We start from the raw sequence: 24,553 nt of genomic DNA, 5'->3' as shown, positions 1-24,553 counted from the left end.
CGGTCAGTGGGTCAGTCGAGCAGGTCGGAGAAGAGGATCGTCGACAGGTAGCGCTCACCGAACGACGGGATGATGACGACGATCGTCTTGCCGGCGTTCTCGGGACGCCGGGCGACTTGGTCGGCCGCCGCGAGCGCCGCGCCCGAGGAGATCCCGACGAGCAGGCCCTCCTCCTTGGCCGCGCGCTTGGCCCACTCGACCGCCGTCTCGGCGTTGATGTCGATGACCTCGTCGTACACAGTGCGGTCGAGGATCTCGGGCACGAAGTTGGCGCCGATGCCCTGGATCTTGTGGGGGCCGGGCTCGCCACCGTTGAGGATCGGCGACTCGGCCGGCTCGACGGCGACGATCTGCACACCGGGCTTGCGAGCCTTGAGAACCTGTCCGACGCCCGTGATGGTGCCGCCCGTCCCGATGCCCGCGACGACGATGTCGACCTGGCCGTCGGTGTCCTTCCAGATCTCCTCGGCCGTCGTCTTGCGGTGGATCTCGGGGTTGGCCTCGTTGGCGAACTGCCGGGCGAGGATCCCGCCACGCTCCGCCGCGATCTCCTCGGACTTGGCCACAGCGCCCTTCATGCCCAGCGCGCCCTCGGTGAGGACGAGCTCGGCGCCATAGGCGCGCAGCAGCGCCCGGCGCTCCTTGCTCATCGTCTCGGGCATCGTGAGCACCACGTTGTAGCCGCGGGCCGCACCCACCATGGCCAGCGCGATCCCCGTGTTGCCCGAGGTGGCTTCGACGATGGTGCCGCCCGGCTTGAGCTCACCGGCGGCTTCGGCCGCGTCGATGATCGAGACACCGATGCGGTCCTTGACCGACGAGGCCGGGTTGTAGAACTCCAGCTTCGCCGCGACGGTGGCCTCGCTGTCGATCAACCGGTTGATCCGCACGAGGGGCGTGTTGCCGATGAGCTGGGTGACGTCGTCATAGATGGGCATGCGCGCTTCCTTGCGTTCGTATGCCGCGCGCCTGCCGTGCGCGCGGACGTGGACGTTCGTCCTGTTCAGCGAACCAGACGTTATGCGTATTCCAACAGATCGTTATGCATTCTGGCAACGCTCGCCCACGTGGCGGGCAACGCAAGCTCCTCGCACGGCATACGTCGCGCTCTTGGGTCTGCTCATCCGTGCTTTGAGCCTGCTCACAATCCTGCTAAGCAGGCGCTTACCAGCCAGTAGAGTGACGGCCATGTCTGCGCTCGAGATCGTCGCGCTCGTCGTCTGCGGAGTGGTTGCCCTCGTGGGGATCGCCCTGTTCGCACGGGTCATCCGGCAGTTCTTGTCCGTCTTCCGGCTGGGTCAGCCCGACGGCACCCGCACGGGTGACAAGGGCGCGAGGACGGTGACGCTGCTGCGCGAGTTCCTGGGGCACACCCGCATGTCGCGGCTGCCAGTCGTCGCGGTGGCGCACTGGTTCACGATGATCAGCTTCGGGGTGCTGTTCTTCACGCTGGTCAACGCGTTCGGGCAGCTGGTCAAGGCCGACTTCGCACTGCCGGTCATCGGGCACTTCTTCCTGTACGAGTGGGTCACCGAGTTCTTCGCCTGGACCGGGCTGGTCGGCATCGTCACGCTCATGGTGATCCGGCAGAAGAACCACCCGCGCTCGGCCGCCGGTGAGGGCGGGCGTCGCTCGCGGTTCTTCGGATCGACCTGGTGGCAGGCCTACTACGTCGAGCTGACCATCCTCGGCGTCACGATCTGCATCATCACCCTGCGGGCGCTGGAGTACGCGCTGGAGAAGCTCGGCGGGACGACCGGTACGACCGCGGTGGGTCACGCGAACGCGCTGCACTACCCGCTGACCGGCTGGCTCGGGGGTGCGTTCGACGGCGCCTCTGTGAGCACGCTGGAGAAGGTCGTCGTCGTGGTTGCGGCGGTGAAGATCCTGATCTCGTTCGCGTGGATGATCACCATCTCGTTGCAGCCCACCATGGGTGTCGCGTGGCACCGGTTCCTGGCGTTCTTCAACATCTTCCTCAAGCGGCACGCCGACGGCCGCACGTCCCTGGGTGAGCTGCAGCCGCTGATGGTCAAGGGTGAGCCGGTCGACTTCGAGAACATCGAGGACCTCGACGAGGACGCCGCCCTCGGAGTCGGCAAGGTCGAGGACTTCACCTGGAAGGGCCTGCTCGACTTCACCACCTGCACCGAGTGCGGCCGCTGCCAGTCCCAGTGCCCGGCCTGGAACACCGACAAGCCGCTGTCGCCCAAGATGCTCGTCATGGCGATGCGCGACCACGCCCACGCCAAGGCCCCGTGGCTGCTGGCCACCGAGTCCGAGCGCGAGGGCCTGGAAGCCAAGGACGACACGCTGACTGCCGTGTCAACGGTGCCGCTGGTCGGCGACACCGGCTACGACATCACCAACCCGCTCGCGGCCTACAACCCGCACGGCCCCGACGCGGTCATCGACCAGGACGTGCTGTGGTCCTGCACCACCTGTGGCGCCTGCGTCGAGCAGTGCCCCGTCGACATCGAGCACGTCGACGCGATCGTCGACATGCGCCGCTACCAGGTGCTCATCGAGTCGGCGTTCCCCAACGAGCTGAACGGCCTGTTCAAGAACCTCGAGAACAAGGGCAACCCCTGGGGCATGGCCGCCCGCGCCCGCCTCGACTGGGCCAAGGACCTGCCCTTCGAGGTCAAGATCCTCGGCCAGGACGTCGAGTCCGCCGACGACGTGGACTACCTGTTCTGGGTCGGCTGCGCCGGCGCCTACGAGGACCGCGCCAAGAAGACCACCCGCGCCGTGGCCGAGCTGCTCGACCAGGCCGGGGTCACCTTCGCGATCCTCGGCGACGGCGAGTCCTGCACCGGCGACTCGGCGCGACGGGCCGGCAACGAGTTCCTTTTCCAGATGCTCGCCGCCCAGAACGTCGAGACCCTCAACGAGGCCGGCGCCACCAAGATCGTCGTCACCTGCGCGCACTGCTTCAACACCATCAAGAACGAGTACCCCCAGCTCGGCGGCAAGTACGAGGTCGTCCACCACACCCAGCTGCTCAACCGGCTCGTCCGCGAGAAGAAGCTCGTCCCGGTCGCCCGCCCCGCCGACGTGCCGGGCAAGTCCTCCACCAAGGACGTCGCCTCCACCGCCGCGACGGTGACCTACCACGACCCGTGCTACCTCGGCCGCCACAACGGCGTCTACGCCCCGCCGCGCGAGTTGATCGGCGCCCTGCCCGGTGTCGAGCTGCGCGAGATGGAGCGCACCAAGGAGAAGTCGTTCTGCTGCGGCGCCGGTGGCGCCCGCATGTGGATGGAGGAGAAGCTCGGCACGCGGATCAACACCAACCGCACCGAGGAGGCCATCGGCACCGGCGCGGAGCGAATCGCGATCGGCTGCCCGTTCTGCCGGGTGATGATGTCCGACGGCCTCACCGCCGCCCAGTCCGAGGGCAAGGGCGAAGACGTCGAAGTCGTCGACGTCGCCCAGATGCTCCTCGCCGCCGTCAAGCGCCGCGACGACGAGCCGCTGCCAGTCCCCTCTCCCTGACCGTCCCCCGCGCCATGTCGCTAACTTCTGCTAGCAGACCTTGGCTCGCTCAGCAGAGGTTGCAACGTCTGCTGAGCGAGCCAACCTCTGCTAGCAGAAGTTAGGGAAATGGCTGGGGGGTAAGGCGCGAGGCCGGGTCAGTGGCGGGTGTCGACCCGGAGGACCGCGGCTTCGTCGAGACCTCTGGCGACGTCGACGGTCGGCGCGGCGCCACCACGGGAGGCGGGCCACCACCAGGCGGCGGCCGGATCGCCCGGCGGCTGGGGATAGCGCGCCACCAGCTTGTCGACCATGGCGTCCAGGCTGTCGTGCAACCGAGCGGTGAGGGCTTCGGCGGTCTCCCCCGCCAGCGGCACGAGCGGCTCCCCGACGACCACGTCGACCGCTTTGCCGCGACGCAGCGAGTAGCGGCCGTCGACGGTGAAGATGCGGTGGACACCCCAGTGCGCCACCGGGACCAGTGGCGCTCCGGTCGCGAGGGCGAGGTAGGCCGCACCCCGCCTGAAGTCCGCGCGATCCTTGACGACGAACGCCCGCCCGATCGTCGCCTCGGGATAGACCCCCACGACCTCGCCGGCCTGCAACGCCCGCAGTGCCTGTCGGGCAGCGAGCTCACCGTGGGCACGGTCGACCGGGAGGTGCCGCATCCCGCGCATTAGCGGACCGGACAACCGCGACCGGAACACCGACTCCTTGGCCATGAACCGCACGAGCCTGCCCCGCTGCACACCGGCGAGGCCGACGAACATGAAGTCGAGGAAGCTGCTGTGGTTCGCGGCGACGACGACCGGCCCCTCGGTCGGCAGTCGATCGGCACCAGACACGGTGATCCGCAGGCCGAACGCGCGGAACAACCCGCGGCAGAGCCCGATGACGAGGCGATAGGTGAGGTCCGGCACGGGAGGCATTCGGAGCCGCGGCCGCAGTCGCCTGCTCAGGCGACCTCGACCATCAGGGCCGCGAGCTTGGCCCGCGAGGCGATCTCGAGCTTGCGGAAGATGTGCGACAGGTGGGCATCGACCGTGCGCGGCGACACGAACAGCTGCTCCGCGATCTGCCGGCTGGTGAGGCCCTCAGCCACGAGCTCGGCGACGCCGCGTTCGGCTTTGGTCAACACGTGCAGCGGTGACGAGGACGCCTCGGGCGCGACCTGACCGGCAAACAGGGCCGCCACCGCGGCGACACCCTGCGTGGTGAACTGACCGCGCTCCAGCCAGCCGGCGGGACAGTCACGAATGGCTCCCGCGGCATACGCGACGCCGGGACGATCGCGGCCCACGGCGCGGCGGCTGACACGCAGCGCTGCCGCGGCCCCCGCCACCGGCCGGTATGCCGCCGTGCCCGACTCGGCGGCGATGGCCGCCAAGCCGTCGAGCGCGTCGGCGGCCCGCAACGGCATCGGGACCTCGGCCGCCCGCCGCAGCACGGACAGGTAGGAGGCCTGCGCCTGTGCGGGTTCGCCCAGTGACATCAGGGCGTCGGCCACGAGGAGTCTCGCCTCGACCGCGTCCCGACCCAGCTTGCTGCTGTCGGCCAGCACGACGATGTCGGCGGCCCGTCCTGCAGCGCGGCTGACATCGCCGACCGCCAACAGGTCGCGGGCATCCTGGAGCTGGACGACCAGGCGGACGGCCCAGGGCAGGGTCTCGGCATCGACGGCCAGGCCCGGCTCACCCGAGACCATGCGGTGCACCGTGTCGGCGAGCAGGGCGATGCGGTCCTCGCGGATCTCCTCGGCCTGGGTGCGGGCGAAGAGCGCCAACGAGGCCGCCTCGACCAGGCGCCCCTGCTCCCAGGCGATCTTGGCCTGCATCGTGCGCGCGGACAGCGCGATCCAGACTTCGTCGGGAGGGGGCGAGTCCACGATGACGGCTGCCAGCTTCTCGGCCTCGGCGAAGTCACCGGCTGAGACGCGGACGTCCATCAGGGTGCGTCGGACCTGCCGGATGACGTAGGGGTCGTCGCCGCCGAGGGCGAGGGTTCGCTCGGCATCGGCGCGCGCCGCGACCAGGTCCCCGGCGTCCAGGTGCATCTCGGCACGGATGGCCGCGGTCCGGGCCAGCTCGACGTCGCGCATCGGTCCGTCCAGGGCGCTCGCGTGCTCCTCGGACCGGTCGAGCAGACGAAGTCCCTCGTAGGTGCCGCGCACCTCCGACGCGCAGATGCCGGCTCGGCGGGCCAGCTGCGAGCCGATGATGGGCGGCCCGTCGCCGCTGGAGAGGGCGGCGTCCATCATGTCCAGGGCTTCGCGGGCCCGCATGGCGGCCGAGAGGGAGGGGAAGGCCCGGTTGGCGATGGCGTAGCCGCGCGGGCGGGTGGCTTCGACGGCACACGCCTGGCGGACGGCGGTGTCGACGAGGGCCAGCTGGCTGAGGAAGGGCGCATCGGCGGACCCTTCGTTGACGGCCTGCGGAATGACGCGGTCGGCCCAGGCCAGCAGGCCGGCCAGTGACTCCTGGGCATCGTCCGTGGCCTTGGCGAAGGCTCGACCGACCTCCCTCATCGGGGGCAACAGGTCGAAGCTGCCGTCAGGGTGCACCTCGACGAGGCTGCGCCGGGCGAGGGCCGACGCGAGCTGGACGGCCTGGGGCCGACTGACGCCGCACACATCCGCGAGGACATCGAGCCCGAGCGGGCGACCGATCACAGCGAGCCGCCGGAAGCACTGCTGCTGCTCTGCATCGAGCAGGTCGTAGGACCGCCGGATGGCCTCGGCGAGGGTGCCGGCCGGCGAGACGTCGCTGACCCCGATGAGCGCGATCTGGACGGCCAGCTGCTCGACCAGCGAGGGCAGGCCCCCGCTGGCTCGCAACAACCGCCGCAGGATGGCGTCGTGCCTGTCGAGGTCGACCGAGTGCCCGCCGGCCGCGGCCACTCGGGCCAGCAACAGCTCGAGGGCCGGACCCTCCAACGCCCCGCGAGTCGACGGAACGGGCAGCGGTGGCAGCTTCATCGCCTGCTCATGGGGGCGTCCCGCCACCGTGGTCGCGGTGCACAGGAGCTTCCAGTCCTCGGCATCCTCGACGAGGTCGTTGAGCACCCCGCCGAGACCCTCGATCGCGTCCACTCCGTCGAGCACCAACAGGGTGTCGCGACCATCCAGGGCTCGCTTGAGTGCCAACGTCGGCGAGTCACCGGGGGCGACCTCGGCATCGAGGGCATCAAGACACGCGGTGACGAGCGACTCGGTCGTCGTGTGCCGGTGGGCGGGGACCCAGGCCACGGCCGGTGCGGTGCTGGCGGTGTGCCGGGCCACGAGGGTCTTTCCGCACCCGGGAGCGCCCGTCAGCGTCACCCATCGGTTGCTGCCGAGCAGGAGCCGGAGGCGATCGAGATCGTCGTCGCGACCCACGCACGGAGTCAGCATTCGGACAGGCTATCGAAAACCCGCTGACCAAGATCGGTGGTTTCACCGATGCCGGTCCCCACGACCCACGGGCACTCTGATGGACAACGGAGATCCTGGATCCGACGTTGCGGGAGTTGCGGAGGGGCACCTCCCGAAGCGGCGGATCTGGGACAGGCGGACCGGGGGGTCACGCCGAAAGGCCGGGTGCGGGTTCCGGGGGGAGCCCACCCCCGGCCTTCTTCCTGTCCGGGGTCCTGCTGGGTCGTGCTGGGTCGTGCTGAGGCCTGCTGGCTGACGCGGGTCAGCTCAGGCTGTTCTTGGTCAGGAACTCCTTGGCCACCACGTCGGGATCCTTCTTGTCGACGACGACCTCCTTGAGCAGGGCTGCCAAGGTGGCGGTGTCGAGCTTGGCCGACACGGCATTGAGGGCACCTTCGATGGTCGCGTTGCTCTTGCTCTTGGTGATGAGCGGCACGACGTTCTGGGCGGCGTACATGTTCTTGGGGTCGTCGAGCGCCACCAGGTCGTTGGCCGCGATGCTCGGGTCGGTGGTGAACAGGTCACCGGCGTCGATCTGACCGTTCTTCAGCGCGGCCAGCGTGAGCGGGCCACCGGCGTCGAGCGGACGGAACGCCTTGAACTCCAGACCGTAGATCTTCTTGAACCCGGGGATGCCGGTGTCGCGGGTCTTCCACTCGGGCGGGCCACCCACGGTGAGCGTGCTGGCCTTGGCGGCGAGGTCGGCGATCGACTTCACGCCCAGCTCGTCGGCGCGCGACTTCTTCATGACGAGGGCGTCCTTGTCCTCGGCCGCCGACTTGTCGAGCACGGTGAGCGTGGCCGGAACCGATGCCTTGAGCTCGGTGTAGACGGCCTCGGCGTCGGTGCCCGTCTGGCCCTTCTTGAAGTAGTCGCGCAGGACGCCGGTGTATTCGGGGATGAGGTCGATCGACCCGTCCTGGAGCGCCGGGATGTAGGCCTCACGAGCCCCGATGTTCAGCTTCTTCTCGACCTTGACGCCCTTGGCCTCGAGGGCCCCGGCGTAGATCTCGGCGAGCAGTGCGCTCTCGGGGAAGTCGGCCGAGCCGACCTTGATGGTGCTGCTGGCAGCGCCGCCCGAGCTCGAGCTGGACGTGGTGGCGAGCGGGTCGCCACCGGAGTTGCCGCACGCGGCGGTGGCCATGAGGGCCGCTGCCGTGGCGATGGTCAAGGTGATCTTGGTGAGCTTCACGGTCCCGCTCCTACTGTTGATCAGGGGGTCTGGGGATCCACCGTACGTGCCGACGACGGAATGTCTACATCAAGGGGGGTATTACCTTGGTTACGGTTCGGTGACCGCCGACGCGACCCCCGGGCGGGTCCGGCCCCCCGGCCGGTGAGCCCGGGCGAGACGACGTAGCGCTGCACCACGGCGAGCAGCAGGTCGACCACGAGGGCGAGGACGGCCACCAGCAACGCGCCACCCGCCATCTGCGGGTAGTCGCGGACCTTCTGGCCGTCGATGAGGAACCGCCCCAGCCCGCCCGTGCCGGCCACCGCCGCCAAGGTGGCGGTCGCGATCACCTGGAGGGTGGCCGAGCGGAAGCCGGAGAAGATCAGCGGCAGGGCGTTGGGCACCTCGACCTTGCCGAGGACCTGCATCCCGGTCATACCCATGCCCTTGGCGGCGTCGCGGGCCGCCGGGTCGACACCCTCGACCCCGGCGTAGGCGCCGGCCATCAACGGTGGGATCGCCAGGACGATGAGCACGATGAGGCTGGGCACGACGAACGCCGAGTCGCCGGAGAGCTTGGGGAAGAGCCACAGCACCATGAGGTAGAGCAGGCCCAGACTCGGGATCGCTCGCGCGGCGCCCGCGAGGTTGACCACGAAGAACCGACCTCGGCCGGTGTGACCGATGGCGAGCCCCAGCGGGATGGCGATCAGGCACGCAATGAAGAGGGAGATCGCGGAGTACCAGAGGTGGGTGAGGGTCTGGCCGGGGATGCCGTCGGACCCGGACCAGTTGGCCGGGTCGGTGAGCCAGGTGAGGACGCCGTTCATGCCCGGCCTCCCGTCGCCCGCTGCCAGGGAGTGAGCACCCGGGCGAGCAGGATGATGATGCCGTCGAAGACCAGCGCGAGCACGACGCAGCCGATGATGCCCACCACGAGCGGGTCGTAGAAGTCGCGGTTGAACCCGTCACTGAAGAGCAGGCCGAGCTGCTGCACGCCGATGATCGTGCCGACGCTGACGATGCTGACGTTGCTCACCGCGGCGACCCGCAGGCCGGCCGCGATGACGGGGATCGCGAGCGGGAGCTCGATGGCGAAGAACCGCTTGCCGCGGGTGTAACCCATCGCGGTCGCGGCGTTCTGGACGTGGTCGGGGACCGCCCCCAGGCCGTCGGCGACGGTGCGCACGAGCAGGGCCAGGGTGTAGAGGGACAACGCGATGACGACGTTGACCGGACTGAGGATGCCGTAGCCGGTGAACAGCGGGAGGATCACGAACAGCGCCAGGCTGGGGATCGTGTAGAGCAGCCCGAACCCGGCGGTGAACGGCGCGTAGAGCCACGAATAGCGGCGCGCGAGCCAGCCGAGGGGCAGCGCGAGGAGGAGCCCGACCACCAACGGGATGCCCGCGAGGTAGGCGTGCGTCCACGCCAACCGCAGGACCTCAGGGATGTGGTCGAGGAACCAGGTCATGCCGCCGGCGCCCCGGGGTTGTCGGGGTTGGCCAGCTCGGGCCGGCTGGTCTGCTCGATGGCGGTCAGCACCTCGTGGGCCCGGACGGTGCCGATCAGGGAGCCGGACTCGTCCACGATCACGCCACGGCGGCTCGGGCTGGACAGCGCGGAGTCGAGGGCGGCGCGCAGCGGCCCGCTCGCCCGGGCGACGGTGCCACCGCGGTGCAGCAGCTCGGTGCGGACCTCGCCCTTGACGCGCGACGGCTCGACCCAGCCCAGCGGGTGGTTCTGGTCGTCGACGACGAGGACCCAGTCGGCGTCGATGCTGTCGACGCGCTCACCCATGCCGACGGTGCGCTCCGCTGCCAGCGGCAACCGCGGGGTCGCCTGGAAGGACAGCGCGCGGTAGCCGCGGTCGCGACCCACGAAGTCGGCCACGAAGTCGTCGACCGGATGCGAGAGGAGGTATGCCGGTGCGGCGATCTGGGCGAGGTGCCCCCCGACCTTGAGCACGGCCACCTGGTCACCGAGCTTGATGGCCTCGTCGATGTCGTGGGTGACGAAGATGATCGTCTTGCCGAGGTCGCCCTGCAGCCGCAGGAACTCGTCCTGGAGCTGCTCGCGCACGACCGGGTCGACGGCGCTGAACGGCTCGTCCATCAGCATGACGGGCGGGTCGGCCGCGAGGGCCCGGGCGACGCCGACGCGTTGCTGCTGGCCACCCGACAGCTGGGCGGGGTAGCGCTTGGCGAACGCCGGGTCGAGCCCGACGCGCTCGAGCAGCTCCATCGAGCGCTTCCTGGTCTCGGTCTTGTCCATGCCCAGCAGGCGCGGGACGGTCGAGACGTTGTCGAGCACGGTGCGGTGCGGGAACAGGCCAGCGTGCTGGATGACGTAGCCGATGCCGCGGCGCAGCTCGGACTCCTTCATCCGCCCGGTGTCCTTGCCGTCCAGCGTGATCGTGCCCGAGGAGGGCTGGATCATCCGGTTGATCATGCGCAGGGACGTCGTCTTGCCACAGCCGGAGGGACCGACCAGCACGGTGATCTTGCCGCTGGGTGCCTCGAAACTGAGGTGGTCAACGGCGACAGTGCCGTCGGGGAACTTCTTCGTGACACCGTCGAAGGCGATCATGCGGATCAACCTAACCCAGCACACCGACATCCGACACCGGCATCCGTCACCGACCAGCGATACTTGGCGGCGTGACGCAAACCGTGCACCTCGACGGCCACAGCCTCGATCTCGACGCCCTGGAGCGCGCTGCCCAGGGAGCCACCGCGTCGATCGAACCAGCCGCCATGGAGACTGCTGAGCGCTCGCACCGCCATGCGGCAGAGGTCAGTTCGCGCCGATCGGTCTACGGACGCACGACTGGCGTCGGAGCCGCGCGCGACGAGAGCACGGACTCCAAGGTCGACCACGGGCTGCGGCTGCTGCGCTCGCACGCAGCCGGCTGGGGTGAGGTGATGCCGTCGACCGTGGTGCGGGCGGCGCTGGCCGTGCGGGCCAACCAGCTGCTCGCGGGTGGGTCCGGAGCCAACCCCGCGCTGGCGCAGGCGTTGGCGGACCTCGTGGGCGCTCCGGCTGAGGACCTGCCGGTGGTGCACCGGTACGGCTCGCTCGGGACAGGTGATCTCACCGCACTCGCCGAGGTGGGGCTCGCGCTCATCGGCGAGCGCGAGCGCTCCGGCGGCGAGCACCGCGCCGACCTGCAGCTCACCTCGGCCGACGCCCTGCCGCTGATGTCGTCCAACGCGTTCGCGATCGCCGAGACGGGCCTGCACGCCGCCTCCCTGCACGCCCTGGCGCGCGCGGCAGACACGGTTTGCGCGCTGAGTTTCGTTGCCCTGCAAGGCAATCCGGAGGCAGTCAGCGAGACGGCCGCAGCGGCGACGCCCTTCCGGGGCGCCCAGGAGGTGATCCGCGTCCTGCGGGAGCTGCTCGAGGACCAGCCCGGCGAGCCGGCCCACCTGCAGGACTTCTTCGGCCTGCGCACCTGGCCACAGGTGCACGGACCGGTCCTCGACACCATCCTCGAGCTCAAGACCGTGGTCGAAACCGCCGCGAACACTGCCTCGGAGAACCCCCTCTTCACCGGCGTGGAGGACGTCGCCGAGGTGACGCACCACGGCGGCTTCCACGCGGCATACCTGGTGTTGGCGGTGGACACGACGTTGCTGGCCCTCACGCGGTCGGCGCAGGCCGTGCAGTCGAGGATCAGCCACACGCTCACCGACGCCGACAGCGGGCTGCCACTGTTCCTGTCGGACTCGACCATGGGGTCGTCGGGGGTGCTGATCGCGGAATACGTTGCGGCGTCGGCGTTGTCGACGATCCGTGGGGTGGCCTCGACGCCGTCGAGCGTGCAGACCGCAGGGGTGTCGGCCGGCATCGAGGACGACGCGTCCTTCGCGGGGCAGGCGGCACTGCGGCTGGGCGAGGCCACCGCTGCCTATCGGCGGATGCTCGCCGTCGAGCTCGTGTGCACGGTGCGGGCGCTGCGGATGCGAGGGGTGGTGCCGGTGGGTGAGCTGGGCGAGGCGTTCGCGCGGTGCGAGAGCCTGCCTGCCGGCATCGAGGACCGCGACCTCTCCCCCGAGCTCGCGACCGCCGAGCACATCGTGGAGCGGTATGCCGTGTCGACGCCGGAGGAGCGCTAGTCACCTTCGGCGCACGGCCCGGGGGGTCGGCTAGGCCTCGGCGGGCCCGCTCGGGCAGTGCTGTTTCTCCTCGACCGCCTCACGTGCCAACAGGTGGGTGGCGAGGAAGTCCGCGGACTCGCGGTGCCACCGGGCCGCCTGGCGCAGCATTGCGTGGCTCTCTCCCCTGACCGCGTCATAGGTGACGTCGGCGCCGAGCGCTCCCATCGCCGTCGCCAGCGCGCGGGAGGCGCGGGGCGACGTCATCCGGTCGAGCGTGCCGTGCATGAACAGCACGTGCAGCCCCCGGTGCCAACGGGCCCGGTCCTGGGCTTCGACCCACGGAGCCAGGGCCACGATGGCGGTGACGCGCTCGTCGTCGGCGAGGTGCAGGGCGACCCGGCCGCCCATCGAGTGCCCGAGCAGGCCGATGGGCACGCCGGGGTACCTCGCGGCGATCTGCTCGAGGGCGAGGCGGGTGTCCGCGAGCGGACTGGCCTTGTCCCCGTTCCAGCCGCGCACGGCATACCGGATCGAGGCCACGGCGATGTCGCCCTCGCCGGCTTCGCCGATGGCACGGGCGAACGGCGCCATCCGGAGCACCGCCCCCTGCCACGGCCGGACCGGGCGGTGGCTGCGCGACTTGCCACCGTGCAGGACGAGCACGACGGCGCGCGGCTGGTCGACCTCGATGGGCCAGAGCAGTCGGGGGGCGCGCACGGGTTCTCCTCACGGTGGGACGGTCGCAGTATTTCGTAGCCGGGGGCCGGGTGGATGGCGGCCCGACACAGGCGGGTGGCCGCGCTTGCTCACCAGGCGTCGTCGAGGGCCCCGCGCTGGTCGTCGGTCAGGGTCAGGCGCGCCCCGTCGAGCGCCTCGGTGAGCTGGGCGGCGCGGCTGGTGGCCACGATGGGGCGGATCGCCGGGTCGCCTCCGACCATCCACGCCAGCACCACCGCGCTGCGGGACACCCCGAGGTCACCCGCAACCTCGGCGACGGCCGCCTTGCGACGGTCGCTGCCGAGGTGGTCGAAGGCCTCCTCCGGCTCACGGTCGTCGCGGTCGTAGGACCCCTGCATCAACGGGCTGTAGGCCCAGGCCTCCCACTGCGGGTTGGCCTCGAGGTAGTCGATCGTCTCGTCGGTGATCCAGCCCATCCGGTGGTCGTGGATGCGGTTGCGGACCATCGGGCGCGGCTGGAGGTAGGAGTAGCGCAGCTGGAGGGTGTCGGCGCCCGGCAATCCCTGGCTCTCGGCGTGGGCGCGCGCCCGTTCGGCCCGCCAGACCGGCCAGTTCGACAGGCCGACGCGCCCGATCCGACCCTCCGCCGCGTGCTGGCCCAGGGTCTCGGCCACTTCCTCGACGCTGACCTCGCGGTCGTCGCGGTGGGCGAAGAAGAGGTCGACGCTGTCGAGGCCGAGCCGACGCAGCGAGGCCTCGAACTGGGTGTCGATCGCCGCTCTGGACAGTCCAGTCGTGGGGCCTGGAAAGACACCTGCTTCGACCGGCTCGCAGCCCGCCTTGGTGGCGATCTTGACCCGGTCGCGCATGCCGGGGCGTTGGGCCAGCCAGCGGCCGATGAGCGCCTCGCTGTCCCCACCGGCGCCGTTGTCGCTGAGCCAGAACGCATAGCAGTCGGCCGTGTCGATCCACACCCCGCCGCCGTCGACGAACTGGTCGAGCAGCGCGAACGAGGTGGCTTCGTCGATGCGGGTGCCGAACTCCATGGCTCCCAGGGCAATTCTCAGGTCAGCGGTCATGCCACCACTCTGGCCCCTCGCCCTGCGGGACGCCTACCGGGGGCGGGGGTGGGGCTGGGTGGTGAGCCCGCGGCATACCCCCGGGTGGTCTCAGACGTCGGTGACGTGGAAGTTCTTGAACGAACGGCTCGCGGTGGGGCCGCGCTGACCCTGGTAGTGAGAGCCGTACTTTGCTGAGCCGTAAGGGTTTTCGACGGGGCTGGACAGTCGGAAGAAGCAGAGCTGTCCGATCTTCATGCCGGGCCACAGCTTGATCGGGAGGGTCGCAACGTTGCTCAGCTCGAGCGTGACGTGACCGGTGAACCCGGGGTCGACGAACCCGGCCGTCGCGTGGGTCAGCAGCCCGAGCCGGCCGAGGCTGGACTTGCCCTCGACGCGGGCGGCGAGGTCGTTGGGGAGGGTGACCGTCTCGTAGATGGAGCCGAGGACGAACTCGCCCGGGTGCAGGATGAACGGCTCGCCCTGATCGACCTCGACGAGGCGGGTGAGGTCGGGCTGGTCCTCGGCCGGGTCGATGAACGGATACTTGTGGTTGTCGAACAGCCGGAAGTAGCGGTCCAGCCGCACGTCGACGCTCGACGGCTGGACCATGTCGGGGTCCCAGGGCTCGAGGACTACGCGTCCGTTGTCGATCTCGGCCTTGATGTCACGGTCGCTGAGCAGCACGGAGAGAGACTAACGCGAGGGGTATGCCGGCGGCCGTCAGTCTCGCGCGCGCCTTCGGTTAGACTTCCTGCCGCACCGCCCGCGGGCGGTGTTCACGTGGCTCTTGGGCCACGTGTGCCGGTGTAGCTCAATGGTAGAGCGCCAGCTTCCCAAGCTGGACACGCGAGTTCGATTCTCGTCACCGGCTCCAAGAAGAGAAGGGCCCAGACACGCTTTACCGTCTGGGCCCTTCTCTTCTTTGGTTTGAAAGCTCGCCGGGAATCGGGAGGAGCGCCGCCCGCGAGCGAAGCGAGCCCAGCACGCGACGGCTCTCGTCACCGGCTCAGACACGACGAAGGCCCTCCCAGTGACGCACGGCGCTATTCGCGTGGGCCCTCAGCGCGGGTGCGTTGGATGCGTTGAGCCGCGATGGTCACGACGATCAGGGTGACGACGAAGATGGCCACGACCTCGGGAGCAGACAACCCGCCGATCCTCGTGTCCAGCGCAACTGACGCACCGCCTGCCACGAGAAGCGCCAGGATGAACGCGACCACCCGTTGCCCCATTGTCGATCTCGCTCTCATTCGTGCTGCCAGCCTTTGCTGTCGTCACGGTTGAACCAGCTCTCTGGCCCCCGGCCGCGACGCTAGTGGCGAGGACGGTTTAGGTCGTCATTCTGTGACGATGACCTCTTTGGATCGCGATGCCGTGCCCACCCCACCCCAACAGGTGTAACGAGCCATCGGTGTGTTGCGGTCGGCCCCGGACTTCGTGGAACGGCCGACAGCTGACCCTCGACTCCGGACGCGAGCCGAGGGTCAGCTGTCGAAGCGTTCCGACCTCGCCTTAGCGGACGACCTGGACCTTGATCACCTGGGTCTGGCCGCCGACTCGCATGCCGATGTTCCAGTAGCGCTGGTGAAGCATCGCGCTCTTGAAGGTCACGCCGAGCGCCCACCGGTTGGTGCCGGTCTTGACGAACTTGTTGTCCAAGCCGCGCGGCGCCTTGGGGTAGGGCATCGCGTCGACATATCGCGGCTGACTCGTCGCGGCTGCCAGCATCGTGTAGGTGCGACCCGCGTGCACCGTGTACATGCCCTTGCTGTAGGTCGCGCCCTGGATGACGAACTTGGCCACCTGCGCGGTGAGTCGGGTCGTCGAGACGTTGCCAGCCTTGTCCGTCGCGGTCGCGGTGTAGATCGCACTGCTGCCGCTGAGACGCCGGCTGATGGTGCAGGACGCGATGCCCGAGAGTCCATCGCGAGCGCTGCAGCGCCCGACCGGTGCGGTCGCGAAGTACGGCGTCTTGGTCGAGACGCCAGTGATCGCCACCGTCGGCCGGGTCTGGTCGAGGTTGATTCCGGTGACCGAAACGGTCGCTGCGCCACCGTCGACGGCAGTGATGGTGCGCGAGACGGACTGCGCAGCGCCGTTACCGCTGAGCGTGACCGGCTGCGGGCAGCCGGACACCAGTGCGGCGCCGTTCGGGGTGCAGGTGAAGCCCACCGTGACGGCACTGCGGTACCAACCACTCTTGCTCTTGGGGTTGGCGCTGATGAGCGTCGCCGTGATCGTCGGGTTGTGACGAGTCGTGGAAGCGGACGAGGCGAGGAAGTTGGAGTCGCCCTGGTACTGGACGGCGACCTCATCGGCCTTGTCGGTGGGGAGTGAGTAGCTCAGCGTCGCGACTCCTGCGACGAGCGTCGCAGTCCCGACCGGGATGCCGTCGACGGAGAACGTGACGGTGCCGCTCGGCATACCCGAGCCCGGTGCCACCGGGGCGATGCTGGCCGCGATGCTGTCAGCTCGCACGGTGATGGTCGGCGTCGTCGCAGCCTGGTCGACGACCAGGGTCTGAGGCGTTGCGCTGGAGGGTGCGTACTTCGTCGCTGCGAGGGGCGTGAAGACCGCCCCGACCGGGTGTGCGCCGGGCGCCAAGGTGCCCAGCGCGGGGCTGGTCGCCTGGCCGTTGCTCACCGTGACGGGTGCGCCGAGGTCAGCGCCGTCGACGGAGAACTGGATGGTCCCGGCCTGGCCACCACCCACGGTTGCGGTCGCGGTCGCGGGCTGGCCGAAGACCGACGTGGCCGGGCTGAGGGTGGCGGACACCGAGGTCGGCGCGAGCGCGACGGTCACGGTCTGGCTCACCTGCGGGGCGCCCGCGTAGTCGGCGTTGCCTGCCTGGTCGGCGACCACGTCACAGCTGCCGGCGTGGTCGAACGACAGGGTGGTCCCGGTGATCGAGCAGGCCGAGCCGGTCGTGCTGGGCGCGACGGCGAAGGTCACCGGGTTGCCCGAGGCGCCGCCGACCGCGGTGAGGGTCTGCGTGTCGCCCACGGTCGCCGGGGAGGTGAGCGGGGCGAAGGTGATGGCCTGTGCCACGACGCCGACGGCGATGGTCTGCTGAGCCTGCGGAGCGTCGAGGTAGTCGGCGTTGCCGGCCTGGTCGGCGTCCACGACGCAGGTGCCGGCGTGGTCGAAGGCGACGGTCGAACCGCTGATCGAGCACGTGGAGGCGCTAGCGGCATCGATGGAGAACGTCACAGCGTTCGCCGATGCGCCGCCAGTGGCCGCGACCGGGTAGCTGTCTCCCATCACGGCAGCGCTGGGGGCCGCCGAGGTGAAGGTGATGGCCTGGGCGCCCCGGCCGACGGTGATCGTCTGGCTGGTGCTGATCGCGTCGGAGGAGGTGCCGTTGCTCGCGGTGACCGTGAAGGTGGAGACCCCGGCGCTGGTCGGGGTGCCCGAGAGCACTCCGGCGCTGGTCAGGGAGAGCCCGGCCGGCAGCGTGCCGGAGGACACGGCATACGCGGGGGCCGGGTAACCGGACGCGGTGAAGGTGTAGGAGTACGCGTCACCCACGGCGCCCGTGGCGGGCGCGGTGGCCGCGGTGAACACCGGCGCAGTCGTCAGGTAGGTGAATGCGCCGACGGCGGGGAGCGTGACTCCGCCGGTCGTGGTCACGTTGACCGGCTGCGGTCCGCCGGGAGGCGTCGAGGGCGCCGGAACGGTGGCCACGACCTCCGTGTCGGTCGAGGAGGTCACCGTCGCGGCGTAGCCACCGATGGTGACGGTCGCTCCCGTGAGGCCGACGCCATCGATGGTCACCGAGGAACCGGGCAGCCCGGTCGCGGGCGAGATCGTGGTGAGCTTCGAGGGGTAGTACAGCGTGACGATGCCGTTGCCGCCATGGATGCCGGCGGCCGCACCGGTCAGCGAGCCGGCGAAGTAGGAACCGCCACCGCCACCGCCGCCGTTGTTGCTGAAGTTGTACCGGCCGCCACCGCCGCCGCTGTAGCCACCACCGCCGCCTCCTGCGTACGAAGTCGTCGCGCCGCCGGCGCCGAGGCCGCCGCTCGCGACGGACCCGCCGCCACCACCCTGGGCGCTACCACCGTTGGTGAGCAGGCCGCCGCCACCGCCTGCGGTGCCGGCGCCGCCGCCGTTACCGCCAGTGCCGCCCGCGCCACCGCCGTTGCCACCACCGTTGCCGGAGGTGCCGGTGCTCGCTCCGGAGGGGAAGTTGTTCGATGCCGCGCCTCCGCCGCCGCCCGCCGCAGCGAGGATGCCGCTCTGGTCCGGAGTCGTGTAGACGAACGACCCACCGCCACCGCCGGCTCCTCGGCTGTACACGCTGCCATTCGTGCCGTAGCTGCCGGCGATGATGTGGAGCGTGCTGCCTGGGGTCACGGAGATGTTGCCGGTGAGTTCGGCCCCACCACCACCCCCGCCGTAGGACGCCCCGCCCTGCGCACCGGCGATGTCGACGTAGACCTGCGTGACGCCTGCGGGCACGGTCCAGTTTTGGACGGTCCCGGTGGCGCCGAAGGTCTGGGCCGTGTCAGTGGTGACTGCGAAGGACGGAGTGGCCGCGATGACGGCCGCGGCCGTCATCGTGCTGACCGTTACGCCGGCGGCAAGCAGGCGATAGCGCATCGATTTCATGAAATGTGTAAACTTTCTGTCAAATATCAGTCAAAGTCAGGTCTCGCCGAGTAGAGCACTATTCACGACCTTTCGTTGGGTTTTCATCCAGTTGGACCCAGAAGGGTGACCCTCGAGGAAGAGCCTGCGCAGGGGGTGTGGAGGGTCGGCCGTGATGCCGGGCCAGGCGGGCCGAATCAACGTCATCGTCCCGCCGGCGGAGCCCACCTCGGTGACGGTGGCCGGCGCGCCCCTGCTCGCCGATTTCAGCGGTCGATGACCAGGACGCCCCAGGTGTCGAAGCTCGGGACGTCGACAATGACTTGCTCGCCGTCTCGCTGCGGTGCCACGTCCTGAAGCCCTGGCCCCGCAGCGGGGTGCCCGAACCTCACGCGAACGGACTCGGACGCCACGCGAACGGTCAGCCTCAACCCCGTCGTGGGCTGAGTTTCCTGCCGCGCCACGTTCCACCTGCTATCGCCCTGACCGGTGAAGTCGACGAACTGGAGAACCAGCCGCCGGCCCTGCGTCGACGCACGCACCCAGACCGCGCCGGCCGCGGGGCGCAGGGAGACAGGCGCTCCGGAGACTTCGACGTCGCCGTTGATCCCACCGACGAGATGGGTCGTCGTCTCGAGGAGGTCGGGGTCGAAGAGCAGGTCGCCAATGGCAACGGAGAAGTCGGCGAAGGTGCGCAGCTCGCGCACCGCGGACTCGTCGAGCGTCGCGTAGTTCGGGTAGTACGGGTGCACGAGCACGCCTGCCTGCTCCCCGAAGAGGAGGTACTGGCCGCCCTCCGCCCACGTGGTGGCCAGCGCGAGCTTGGCTGCCGCGACCTCCGCCGGCCCGCAGGCCTCCGCGAACGGCTCCAGGTAGGCGGCGAGGATGACCGGACGGTCCGGCGCGAGGGAGCGGGCTCCACGGACCAGGTCGACGAGATCCGCATGGTCGTCATGGGGAGACCAGACCTCGATGTAGGTGGCGTCCTGCGCGGCTCGGACGGTGGTGCGGGTCGGGAAGTTGTTGACGTTGTTGAAGATCAGGGTCGCCTGGGGCAGGCGACGACGGACGGCGTCGATGAACGTGGGGAAGGCGGCCGCGAGGTCGAGCACCTCACCGCCGGCGGTCGTGGCGAGCTTGGGGTCGCCGTACTGGTCGAGGTGCAGGCCGTCGAAGCCCACGGACTCGACGGCGCGGCCCATCTCCTCGACGATGTGCCGGGACCAGGACGAGCCGGGGGTGAGGTCCGTGTTCCACAGGAAGTCCCCGAGCATCCACGGGGTCCCGTCGGGGTGGTTGACGACCTCCTCGGGGTGCTCGGCGGCATACTCCTTGCCCGCGGCGTACACCGCGGCATAGGCCAGGGCCTCGGCACCCGCGCCGTGCACGGCGTCGACGAAGTCGCGGACGACGGCGAGCGACAGCTCGCGGCCGAGGGTGTCGGTGAAGACGTCCTGCGGTGGCAGGAGCTGGGCGTGCCTGTACATCCAGTCGTAGAACTGCACGTGGGTGATGTGGAATGTGCGCAGCGACTCGGCCACCTCGGCGGCGTTGTCGCGGCCCGGGTGGAAGTCCGTGACGAAGCCGTACCGCGGGCGCGCGGAGCGTTCGAGGAGCACGTCGTATGCCGTGTGCACGGCTTCGCCGTTCACCTCCAGCGTGACGGCGTAGGACCCGGCGTCGAAGCTGCCGAGGGACAGCCGGGTCCTCCCGTCGGCGAGCTCCACCTGGCGTGACAGGACGAGATCGCCCAGGTGCGTCACCTCGAGCTGCCCCCGGTCGGCGTGGGTGGAGTCCACGAGCAGGGCGACTTCGTCACCAGGACCTGCGTCCGAGCGTTCGGGGCGGACGTCCAGGACGGTGCTCATCGCAGCCCCCGCTCGGCGCGCAGACCGAGCTCGTCGACGAGGACGAGGTACATGGCGTGCGACCACAGGAGGGGGGTCGCGACCGGGCCCCATCGGTCGACCCACTCGGCCACGTGACCGGGACTCTGCGGGTGGTCGTCGACCTGTTCCGGGAGGTCCAGCGCGGCGGTGGCCGTGGACTCGATCCACTCGAGGCACGCGATCGCTTCCTCCCTGCGGCCGAGCTCGAGCAGCGCCCACCCGAGCCACGCGGTGAGGAGCACCCATTCACCGCCGCCATAGAACGTGTCGCCGACGTAGCGGCGGACTCCGCCGCTGGGGACCTGCAGCTCGGCCTGGACCCGCTCGACCGTGCGGACGAAGGTGGGGTCGTCCGACGTCACCACACCGAACGGCAGAGCCAGCCACAACAGCGAGGCGTCCACGGCGTTCGTTCCGGCGTACTTGACGAAGGTGCCGTCGGACCGGAACTCGTGCAGCAGGACCTCCTTGAGGGAGCGTGCGGCGTCCCCGAAGGCGTCGTCGCCCAGGACCTGGGCGGCAGCGCCGAGTCCAGCAACGCAGGCGGAAAGAGTCGCCGCATGCCGGTGCTCGACGAACTCCTCCCAGCAGTCGTAGCACGGCTGGTCGCGGGCGGCAGCGAGATAGCGGGCGACGAGCTCGACCGCCTCTCGTTCATCGGGCCGTGCGTCACGTCCCTGTCTGCGCAGGTGGTCAGAGAAGGCCCACAGCCAGGTGCCGTAGCCGTCTAGCTGGAAGTTGGGCCACTCCTCCTCCCCGGACTCCTCGGCGCCATCGAGCTCGAACCGGGTCGGCAACATGGCGGCGATGTCGCCGTTCGTCGCGGCAGTGATGGCATCCTCGACCCGCTCGCGCATGCCGAGGACCGTGCCGCACACCCACCCGTGGAACCGCTCAGCGGCACGGTAGTCGCCGAGCCTGTCGAGGGCCTCGGCGCAGAAGCTCCCGTCGCGCAGCCAGGCGAACCGGTACGTCTCGTAGGTCGGGCTGGCGACGAACGCGCCGCTGGCGGCCTGGCCCCCGCTGAGAACTGAAAGCGAGTGATCCACCAGTCCTGTGCGGATCGAGGGGGTGGTGATGGTCATCCTTTGACGGCTCCTGCCTGGACGCCAGCGACGAACTGTCGCTGGAAGATGGCGAACACGGTGATCACGGGGACCACGGCGATCACGGAGGCGGCGAAGACCAGCCCCCATGACGTCGCGTGCTGTCCCTGGAAGAGGGCGATGGCGATGGGCAGGGTGCGCTTCTCGGGCGAGTCGATGACGGTGACGGCCCACACGAACTCGTCCCAGGCGCCGAGGAAGGAGAAGATGCCGGCGGTTGCCAGGGCCGGCCGGCACAGCGGGAGGATCAAGCTCCAGAAGATGCGGAACGGGCCCGCGCCGTCGATGAGCATGGCCTCGTCGAGGTCGCGTGGGATGGTCACGATGAAACCGCGCAGCAGGAACGTCGTGAACGCGAGCTGACCTGCGACATAGAAGAGCACCAGGCCGAGCCGGGAGTCCAGCACGTGCAGGTCCTTGGCCACGAGGTACTGCGGGATGATCAGCATCATCCCGGGGATCATCAGGGTCGCGATCAGCGCGAGGAAGATCGCACGCTTGCCCGGGAACTCGAAGCGCGCGAACGCGTAGGCCATCATCGCGCCGAGCAGCAGCACACCCGCGACCGTGGCCACGGCGACGAGGACGCTGTTGAGGAAGTAGGTCGCGAATCCCGTTGAGGCCCAGGCCTGCTGGTAGTTCGCCAGGGTGGGGTCACGGGGCAGCAGCTTGGGTGGCACCTCGAGCACATAGGTCTGCTTCTTGAACGACGTCGAGACCATCATCAGGAACGGCACGCAGGTGACCAGCGCACCCGCTGACAGCACGGCATACCGTGCCCATGGGATGGGTCGGCGACGCAGCGACGGGACTACGGCGGCGGTCACGCACCCACCTCCTGGTCGTAGTGGAACAGGCGCATCTGCGCAAAGGACAAGGCGAAGATCACCAGCGCGAGCAGGTAGGCGATCGCGGAGCCGTAGCCGAAGTCGAGGAACGTGAACGCCTGCTTGTACATGTAGCTCAGGACCACTTCGGTGTCGTTGGCCGGCCCTCCGCCGGTCATGACGAAGACCGAGATGAAGACGTTGAAGCCGCCGATCACGAGCATGACGGTGACGAACGCGACGACCGAGCGCAGCAGGGGGAGGATGACGCTGAAGAACTGGCGCACCGGCCCGGCACCGTCGACCGCTGCGGAGTCGAGCAGCTCGCGGGGCACCGCCTGGAGGGCCGCCAGGAAGATGAGCATCGACCAGCCGACGCCCTTCCAGATGCCGAGCAGGCTGAGCGTGATCATGGCCGACCACCGTCCGCCGAGCCAGTCGACCGGCTGGCTGGTGACGTGCAACCAGTCCACCAGCACGTGGTTGACGAAGCCGGCCTGGGTGTTGAAGAGGTACTCGAACACGAGGGACACGACGACCCAGCTGGTGATGACCGGCAGGTAGTACAGCGCGCGGAACACCACCCGGCCACGGATCGCGTTGTTGAGCAGCAGGGCCAGGAGCATGCCGATCACCATCTGCGCGGGAACCGTGGCGACGAGGTAGAAGACGGTGTTGACGGTCGCCTTGCCGAGGATCGGGTCGTGCAGCGCCCGGATGTACTGGTCGAGTCCGACGAAGGGACTGACCGCACCCTTGACCACCTTCCAGTCGAAGAAGCTGATCCGCAGTGCCAGGAAGACCGGGTACGCGATGAGGGCCGCGAAGAGCAGCAGGCCGGGGGCCAGGAAGAGGTATGCCGTGCCCCAGTCCCGTCCGCGCCCCCGGGGGGAGCGGCGCGGACGGGCCTGGGTGGCGGGGGCAGTCGTCATCCTGCGAGCAGGGGATCGATCTGCTTGGCAGCGTTGTCGAGCGCTTGCTGCACGGTCTGCTGGCCCTTGAGCGCCTTCTGCACCTCCGTCGAGATGATCGTCTCGATCTTGGGGTACTGCGGGTGCGGCAGACGCGGCTGCGCCGTCTTGAGCTGCTCGGCAAAGATGGCGTAGTAGGGCTGGATGTCGGTCAGCTTGCTGCCGAGGTCGGTGAGGACGGGCATCTGGCCCACCTTGGCCATCGCGGTCTGCGCGTCGTCGCCCAGCAGGTAGCGGGCGAACTCGGCGGCCTGTGGCTGGTGGTCGCAGCTGGAGGTCATGACGAGGTCCTCGCCGCCGACCACCGACACCGAGCCACCCGGCCCGGCCGGGACGAGCGCGGTCTTGAGGGCGAAGTCGGGGTTCTGCTTCTGGAAGATCGGGAACATCCAGGGCCCGTCGAGGATGCTGGCGTACTGGCCCTTGGGCAGCCCGACAGAGGTCTCGACCCCACCCTTGGCGCCCAGGATGATGTCAGGCAGCTGGCCCTCCTTGTGGAGGTCGGCGAGCAGCTGCACACCCGCCACGGACTGGGGCGAGTTGAGGTAGCCGGTCGCCTTGGTCAGGTCCTTGTCCGTGACCGAGCCTCCCGCGGACCAGATCCAGGGGAACAGGTTCCACCCGCTGGTTCCGTTGTCCGCGAAGGCGACGTCCTTGGTCCCCTTGAGCTTGGCGGCGAGGGCGCGCAGGTCGTCGAAGGTCTTCGGCGCGGCGTTCAGCCCGGCCTTCTTCAGGGTGGCTTCGTTGTACATCAGGACCCGCGTGTTGGTGTCCAGCGGCAGGCCGTAGTGCTTGCCCTTCCAGACGTTGGTGGCCAGAGCGCCGGGGTAGGTCTTGGCGGCGATGCTGTCGTAGTCCTTCATCACCCCGTCGAGGGCGGTGATGCCGCCCAGCTTGGCGAGCTCGGGGACCCAGATGATGTCGCTGCGCACCAGGCAGGGCAGGGTGCCACCGGCCGTGGAGGTCAGCAGCTTCTGGTGCAGCTGGTCGTAGGGGAAGGCGACGGACTTGATGGTGATGTTGGGGTGCGTCTTCTCGAAGCCGGGGATCACCACGGTGTTGAGGGTGTTCACCTCAGGGCTGTCGGCGCTGAGAGCGTGCCAGTAGGTGATGGTGACCTTCTGGTTCGTGGCTGCGTCGGACGAAGGACCGTTGGCGCAGGCCGCCAGGCCAAGCACCGCGAGTCCGGCGACGGCCACGCAGACGGGGGATGCAGGCATGCGTATGACTCCTCGTTGAGACATGAGCGGGGGCGGGACGGAGGGCGGGGC

Annotated in this window: 19 protein-coding genes and 1 tRNA gene; 3 read left to right on the top strand and 17 right to left on the bottom strand. The window is 69.5% G+C overall.

Going from position 1 to position 24,553, the window contains the following annotated elements; all coding sequences use genetic code 11:
• Positions 1-11 precede the first annotated feature (11 nt).
• Positions 12-938 carry a cysteine synthase A gene (gene cysK / locus AC1DYG_RS15835; protein ID WP_477614424.1) on the bottom strand — a complete coding sequence of 309 codons (927 nt, stop codon included), beginning with the start codon at positions 936-938 and terminating at the stop codon, positions 12-14.
• 250 nt (positions 939-1,188) lie between these two features.
• Here cysK and AC1DYG_RS15830 point away from each other — a divergent pair, with 250 nt between their 5' ends.
• The gene (locus AC1DYG_RS15830; RefSeq protein ID WP_477640829.1) at positions 1,189-3,498 is read left to right on the top strand and encodes a (Fe-S)-binding protein; all 2,310 of its coding nucleotides are present in this window, start codon (positions 1,189-1,191) and stop codon (positions 3,496-3,498) included.
• 137 nt (positions 3,499-3,635) lie between these two features.
• Here the strand turns inward: AC1DYG_RS15830 and AC1DYG_RS15825 are convergent, their stop codons facing one another.
• From AC1DYG_RS15825 to AC1DYG_RS15800, 6 genes are all read right to left on the bottom strand, one after another.
• Positions 3,636-4,397, bottom strand: a complete 762-nt coding sequence (locus tag AC1DYG_RS15825; RefSeq protein ID WP_477640828.1) for a lysophospholipid acyltransferase family protein — start codon at positions 4,395-4,397, stop codon at positions 3,636-3,638.
• 35 nt (positions 4,398-4,432) lie between these two features.
• On the bottom strand, positions 4,433-6,865 hold the full coding sequence (locus AC1DYG_RS15820; RefSeq protein ID WP_477640827.1) for a LuxR C-terminal-related transcriptional regulator: 2,433 nt from the start codon (positions 6,863-6,865) through the stop codon (positions 4,433-4,435).
• A gap of 283 nt (positions 6,866-7,148) precedes the next feature.
• Complete coding sequence (locus AC1DYG_RS15815) at positions 7,149-8,078, bottom strand: ABC transporter substrate-binding protein (RefSeq protein ID WP_477640826.1); 930 nt, start codon at positions 8,076-8,078, stop codon at positions 7,149-7,151.
• Positions 8,079-8,098: 20 nt separating this feature from the next.
• Positions 8,099-8,890, bottom strand: coding sequence for an ABC transporter permease (locus AC1DYG_RS15810; protein WP_477640825.1), 792 nt, complete (start codon positions 8,888-8,890; stop codon positions 8,099-8,101).
• On the bottom strand, positions 8,887-9,534 hold the full coding sequence (locus tag AC1DYG_RS15805; protein ID WP_477640824.1) for an ABC transporter permease: 648 nt from the start codon (positions 9,532-9,534) through the stop codon (positions 8,887-8,889). Before AC1DYG_RS15805 ends, AC1DYG_RS15810 begins: the two co-directional genes overlap by 4 nt.
• On the bottom strand, positions 9,531-10,649 hold the full coding sequence (locus AC1DYG_RS15800; protein WP_477640823.1) for an ABC transporter ATP-binding protein: 1,119 nt from the start codon (positions 10,647-10,649) through the stop codon (positions 9,531-9,533). Before AC1DYG_RS15800 ends, AC1DYG_RS15805 begins: the two co-directional genes overlap by 4 nt.
• A gap of 71 nt (positions 10,650-10,720) precedes the next feature.
• On the opposite strand from AC1DYG_RS15800, the gene AC1DYG_RS15795 reads away from it, so the two are divergent.
• On the top strand, positions 10,721-12,178 hold the full coding sequence (locus tag AC1DYG_RS15795) for an aromatic amino acid ammonia-lyase (RefSeq protein WP_477640822.1): 1,458 nt from the start codon (positions 10,721-10,723) through the stop codon (positions 12,176-12,178).
• Between the two features lie 30 nt (positions 12,179-12,208).
• Here the strand turns inward: AC1DYG_RS15795 and AC1DYG_RS15790 are convergent, their stop codons facing one another.
• The 3 genes from AC1DYG_RS15790 to dcd form a co-directional block, all read right to left on the bottom strand.
• The gene (locus tag AC1DYG_RS15790) at positions 12,209-12,877 is read right to left on the bottom strand and encodes an alpha/beta hydrolase (RefSeq protein ID WP_477640821.1); all 669 of its coding nucleotides are present in this window, start codon (positions 12,875-12,877) and stop codon (positions 12,209-12,211) included.
• 89 nt (positions 12,878-12,966) lie between these two features.
• Positions 12,967-13,917: an aldo/keto reductase gene (locus tag AC1DYG_RS15785; protein WP_477640820.1), complete on the bottom strand. Its 951-nt coding sequence runs from the start codon at positions 13,915-13,917 to the stop codon at positions 12,967-12,969.
• A 90-nt stretch (positions 13,918-14,007) separates the two neighbouring features.
• Entirely contained in the window at positions 14,008-14,583 is a 576-nt protein-coding gene (dcd, locus tag AC1DYG_RS15780) for a dCTP deaminase (protein ID WP_477640819.1), read from the bottom strand.
• A 116-nt stretch (positions 14,584-14,699) separates the two neighbouring features.
• On the opposite strand from dcd, the gene AC1DYG_RS15775 reads away from it, so the two are divergent.
• Positions 14,700-14,773 (top strand) — tRNA-Gly (locus AC1DYG_RS15775).
• Between the two features lie 169 nt (positions 14,774-14,942).
• Here AC1DYG_RS15775 and AC1DYG_RS15770 read toward each other — a convergent pair.
• The 7 genes from AC1DYG_RS15770 to AC1DYG_RS15740 all read right to left on the bottom strand — a co-directional run bounded on the left by AC1DYG_RS15770 (position 14,943) and on the right by AC1DYG_RS15740 (position 24,502).
• A complete protein-coding gene (locus tag AC1DYG_RS15770; protein WP_477640818.1) occupies positions 14,943-15,119 on the bottom strand; it encodes a hypothetical protein in 177 nt (58 codons plus the stop codon).
• Between the two features lie 292 nt (positions 15,120-15,411).
• Positions 15,412-18,501, bottom strand: a complete 3,090-nt coding sequence (locus AC1DYG_RS15765; protein WP_477640817.1) for a beta strand repeat-containing protein — start codon at positions 18,499-18,501, stop codon at positions 15,412-15,414.
• A 254-nt stretch (positions 18,502-18,755) separates the two neighbouring features.
• Positions 18,756-20,357: a glycoside hydrolase family 66 protein gene (locus AC1DYG_RS15760; RefSeq protein ID WP_477640816.1), complete on the bottom strand. Its 1,602-nt coding sequence runs from the start codon at positions 20,355-20,357 to the stop codon at positions 18,756-18,758.
• A complete protein-coding gene (locus tag AC1DYG_RS15755; RefSeq protein ID WP_477640815.1) occupies positions 20,354-21,463 on the bottom strand; it encodes a glycoside hydrolase family 15 protein in 1,110 nt (369 codons plus the stop codon). The genes AC1DYG_RS15760 and AC1DYG_RS15755 overlap by 4 nt, the downstream gene beginning before the upstream one ends.
• Positions 21,460-22,311, bottom strand: a complete 852-nt coding sequence (locus AC1DYG_RS15750) for a carbohydrate ABC transporter permease (RefSeq protein WP_477640814.1) — start codon at positions 22,309-22,311, stop codon at positions 21,460-21,462. The genes AC1DYG_RS15755 and AC1DYG_RS15750 overlap by 4 nt, the downstream gene beginning before the upstream one ends.
• Positions 22,308-23,243, bottom strand: a complete 936-nt coding sequence (locus AC1DYG_RS15745; protein ID WP_477640813.1) for a carbohydrate ABC transporter permease — start codon at positions 23,241-23,243, stop codon at positions 22,308-22,310. The genes AC1DYG_RS15750 and AC1DYG_RS15745 overlap by 4 nt, the downstream gene beginning before the upstream one ends.
• Positions 23,240-24,502 (bottom strand): extracellular solute-binding protein, encoded by a 1,263-nt coding sequence (locus AC1DYG_RS15740; RefSeq protein WP_477640812.1) that lies wholly within the window; start codon positions 24,500-24,502, stop codon positions 23,240-23,242. Before AC1DYG_RS15740 ends, AC1DYG_RS15745 begins: the two co-directional genes overlap by 4 nt.
• Positions 24,503-24,553: the final 51 nt, after the last annotated feature.

The sequence above is a fragment of the Pedococcus sp. P1_H8 genome (assembly GCF_056405175.1).
Note: the sequence above shows the minus strand (reverse complement) of the source record. Positions and strands in the feature narration are given on the sequence as shown.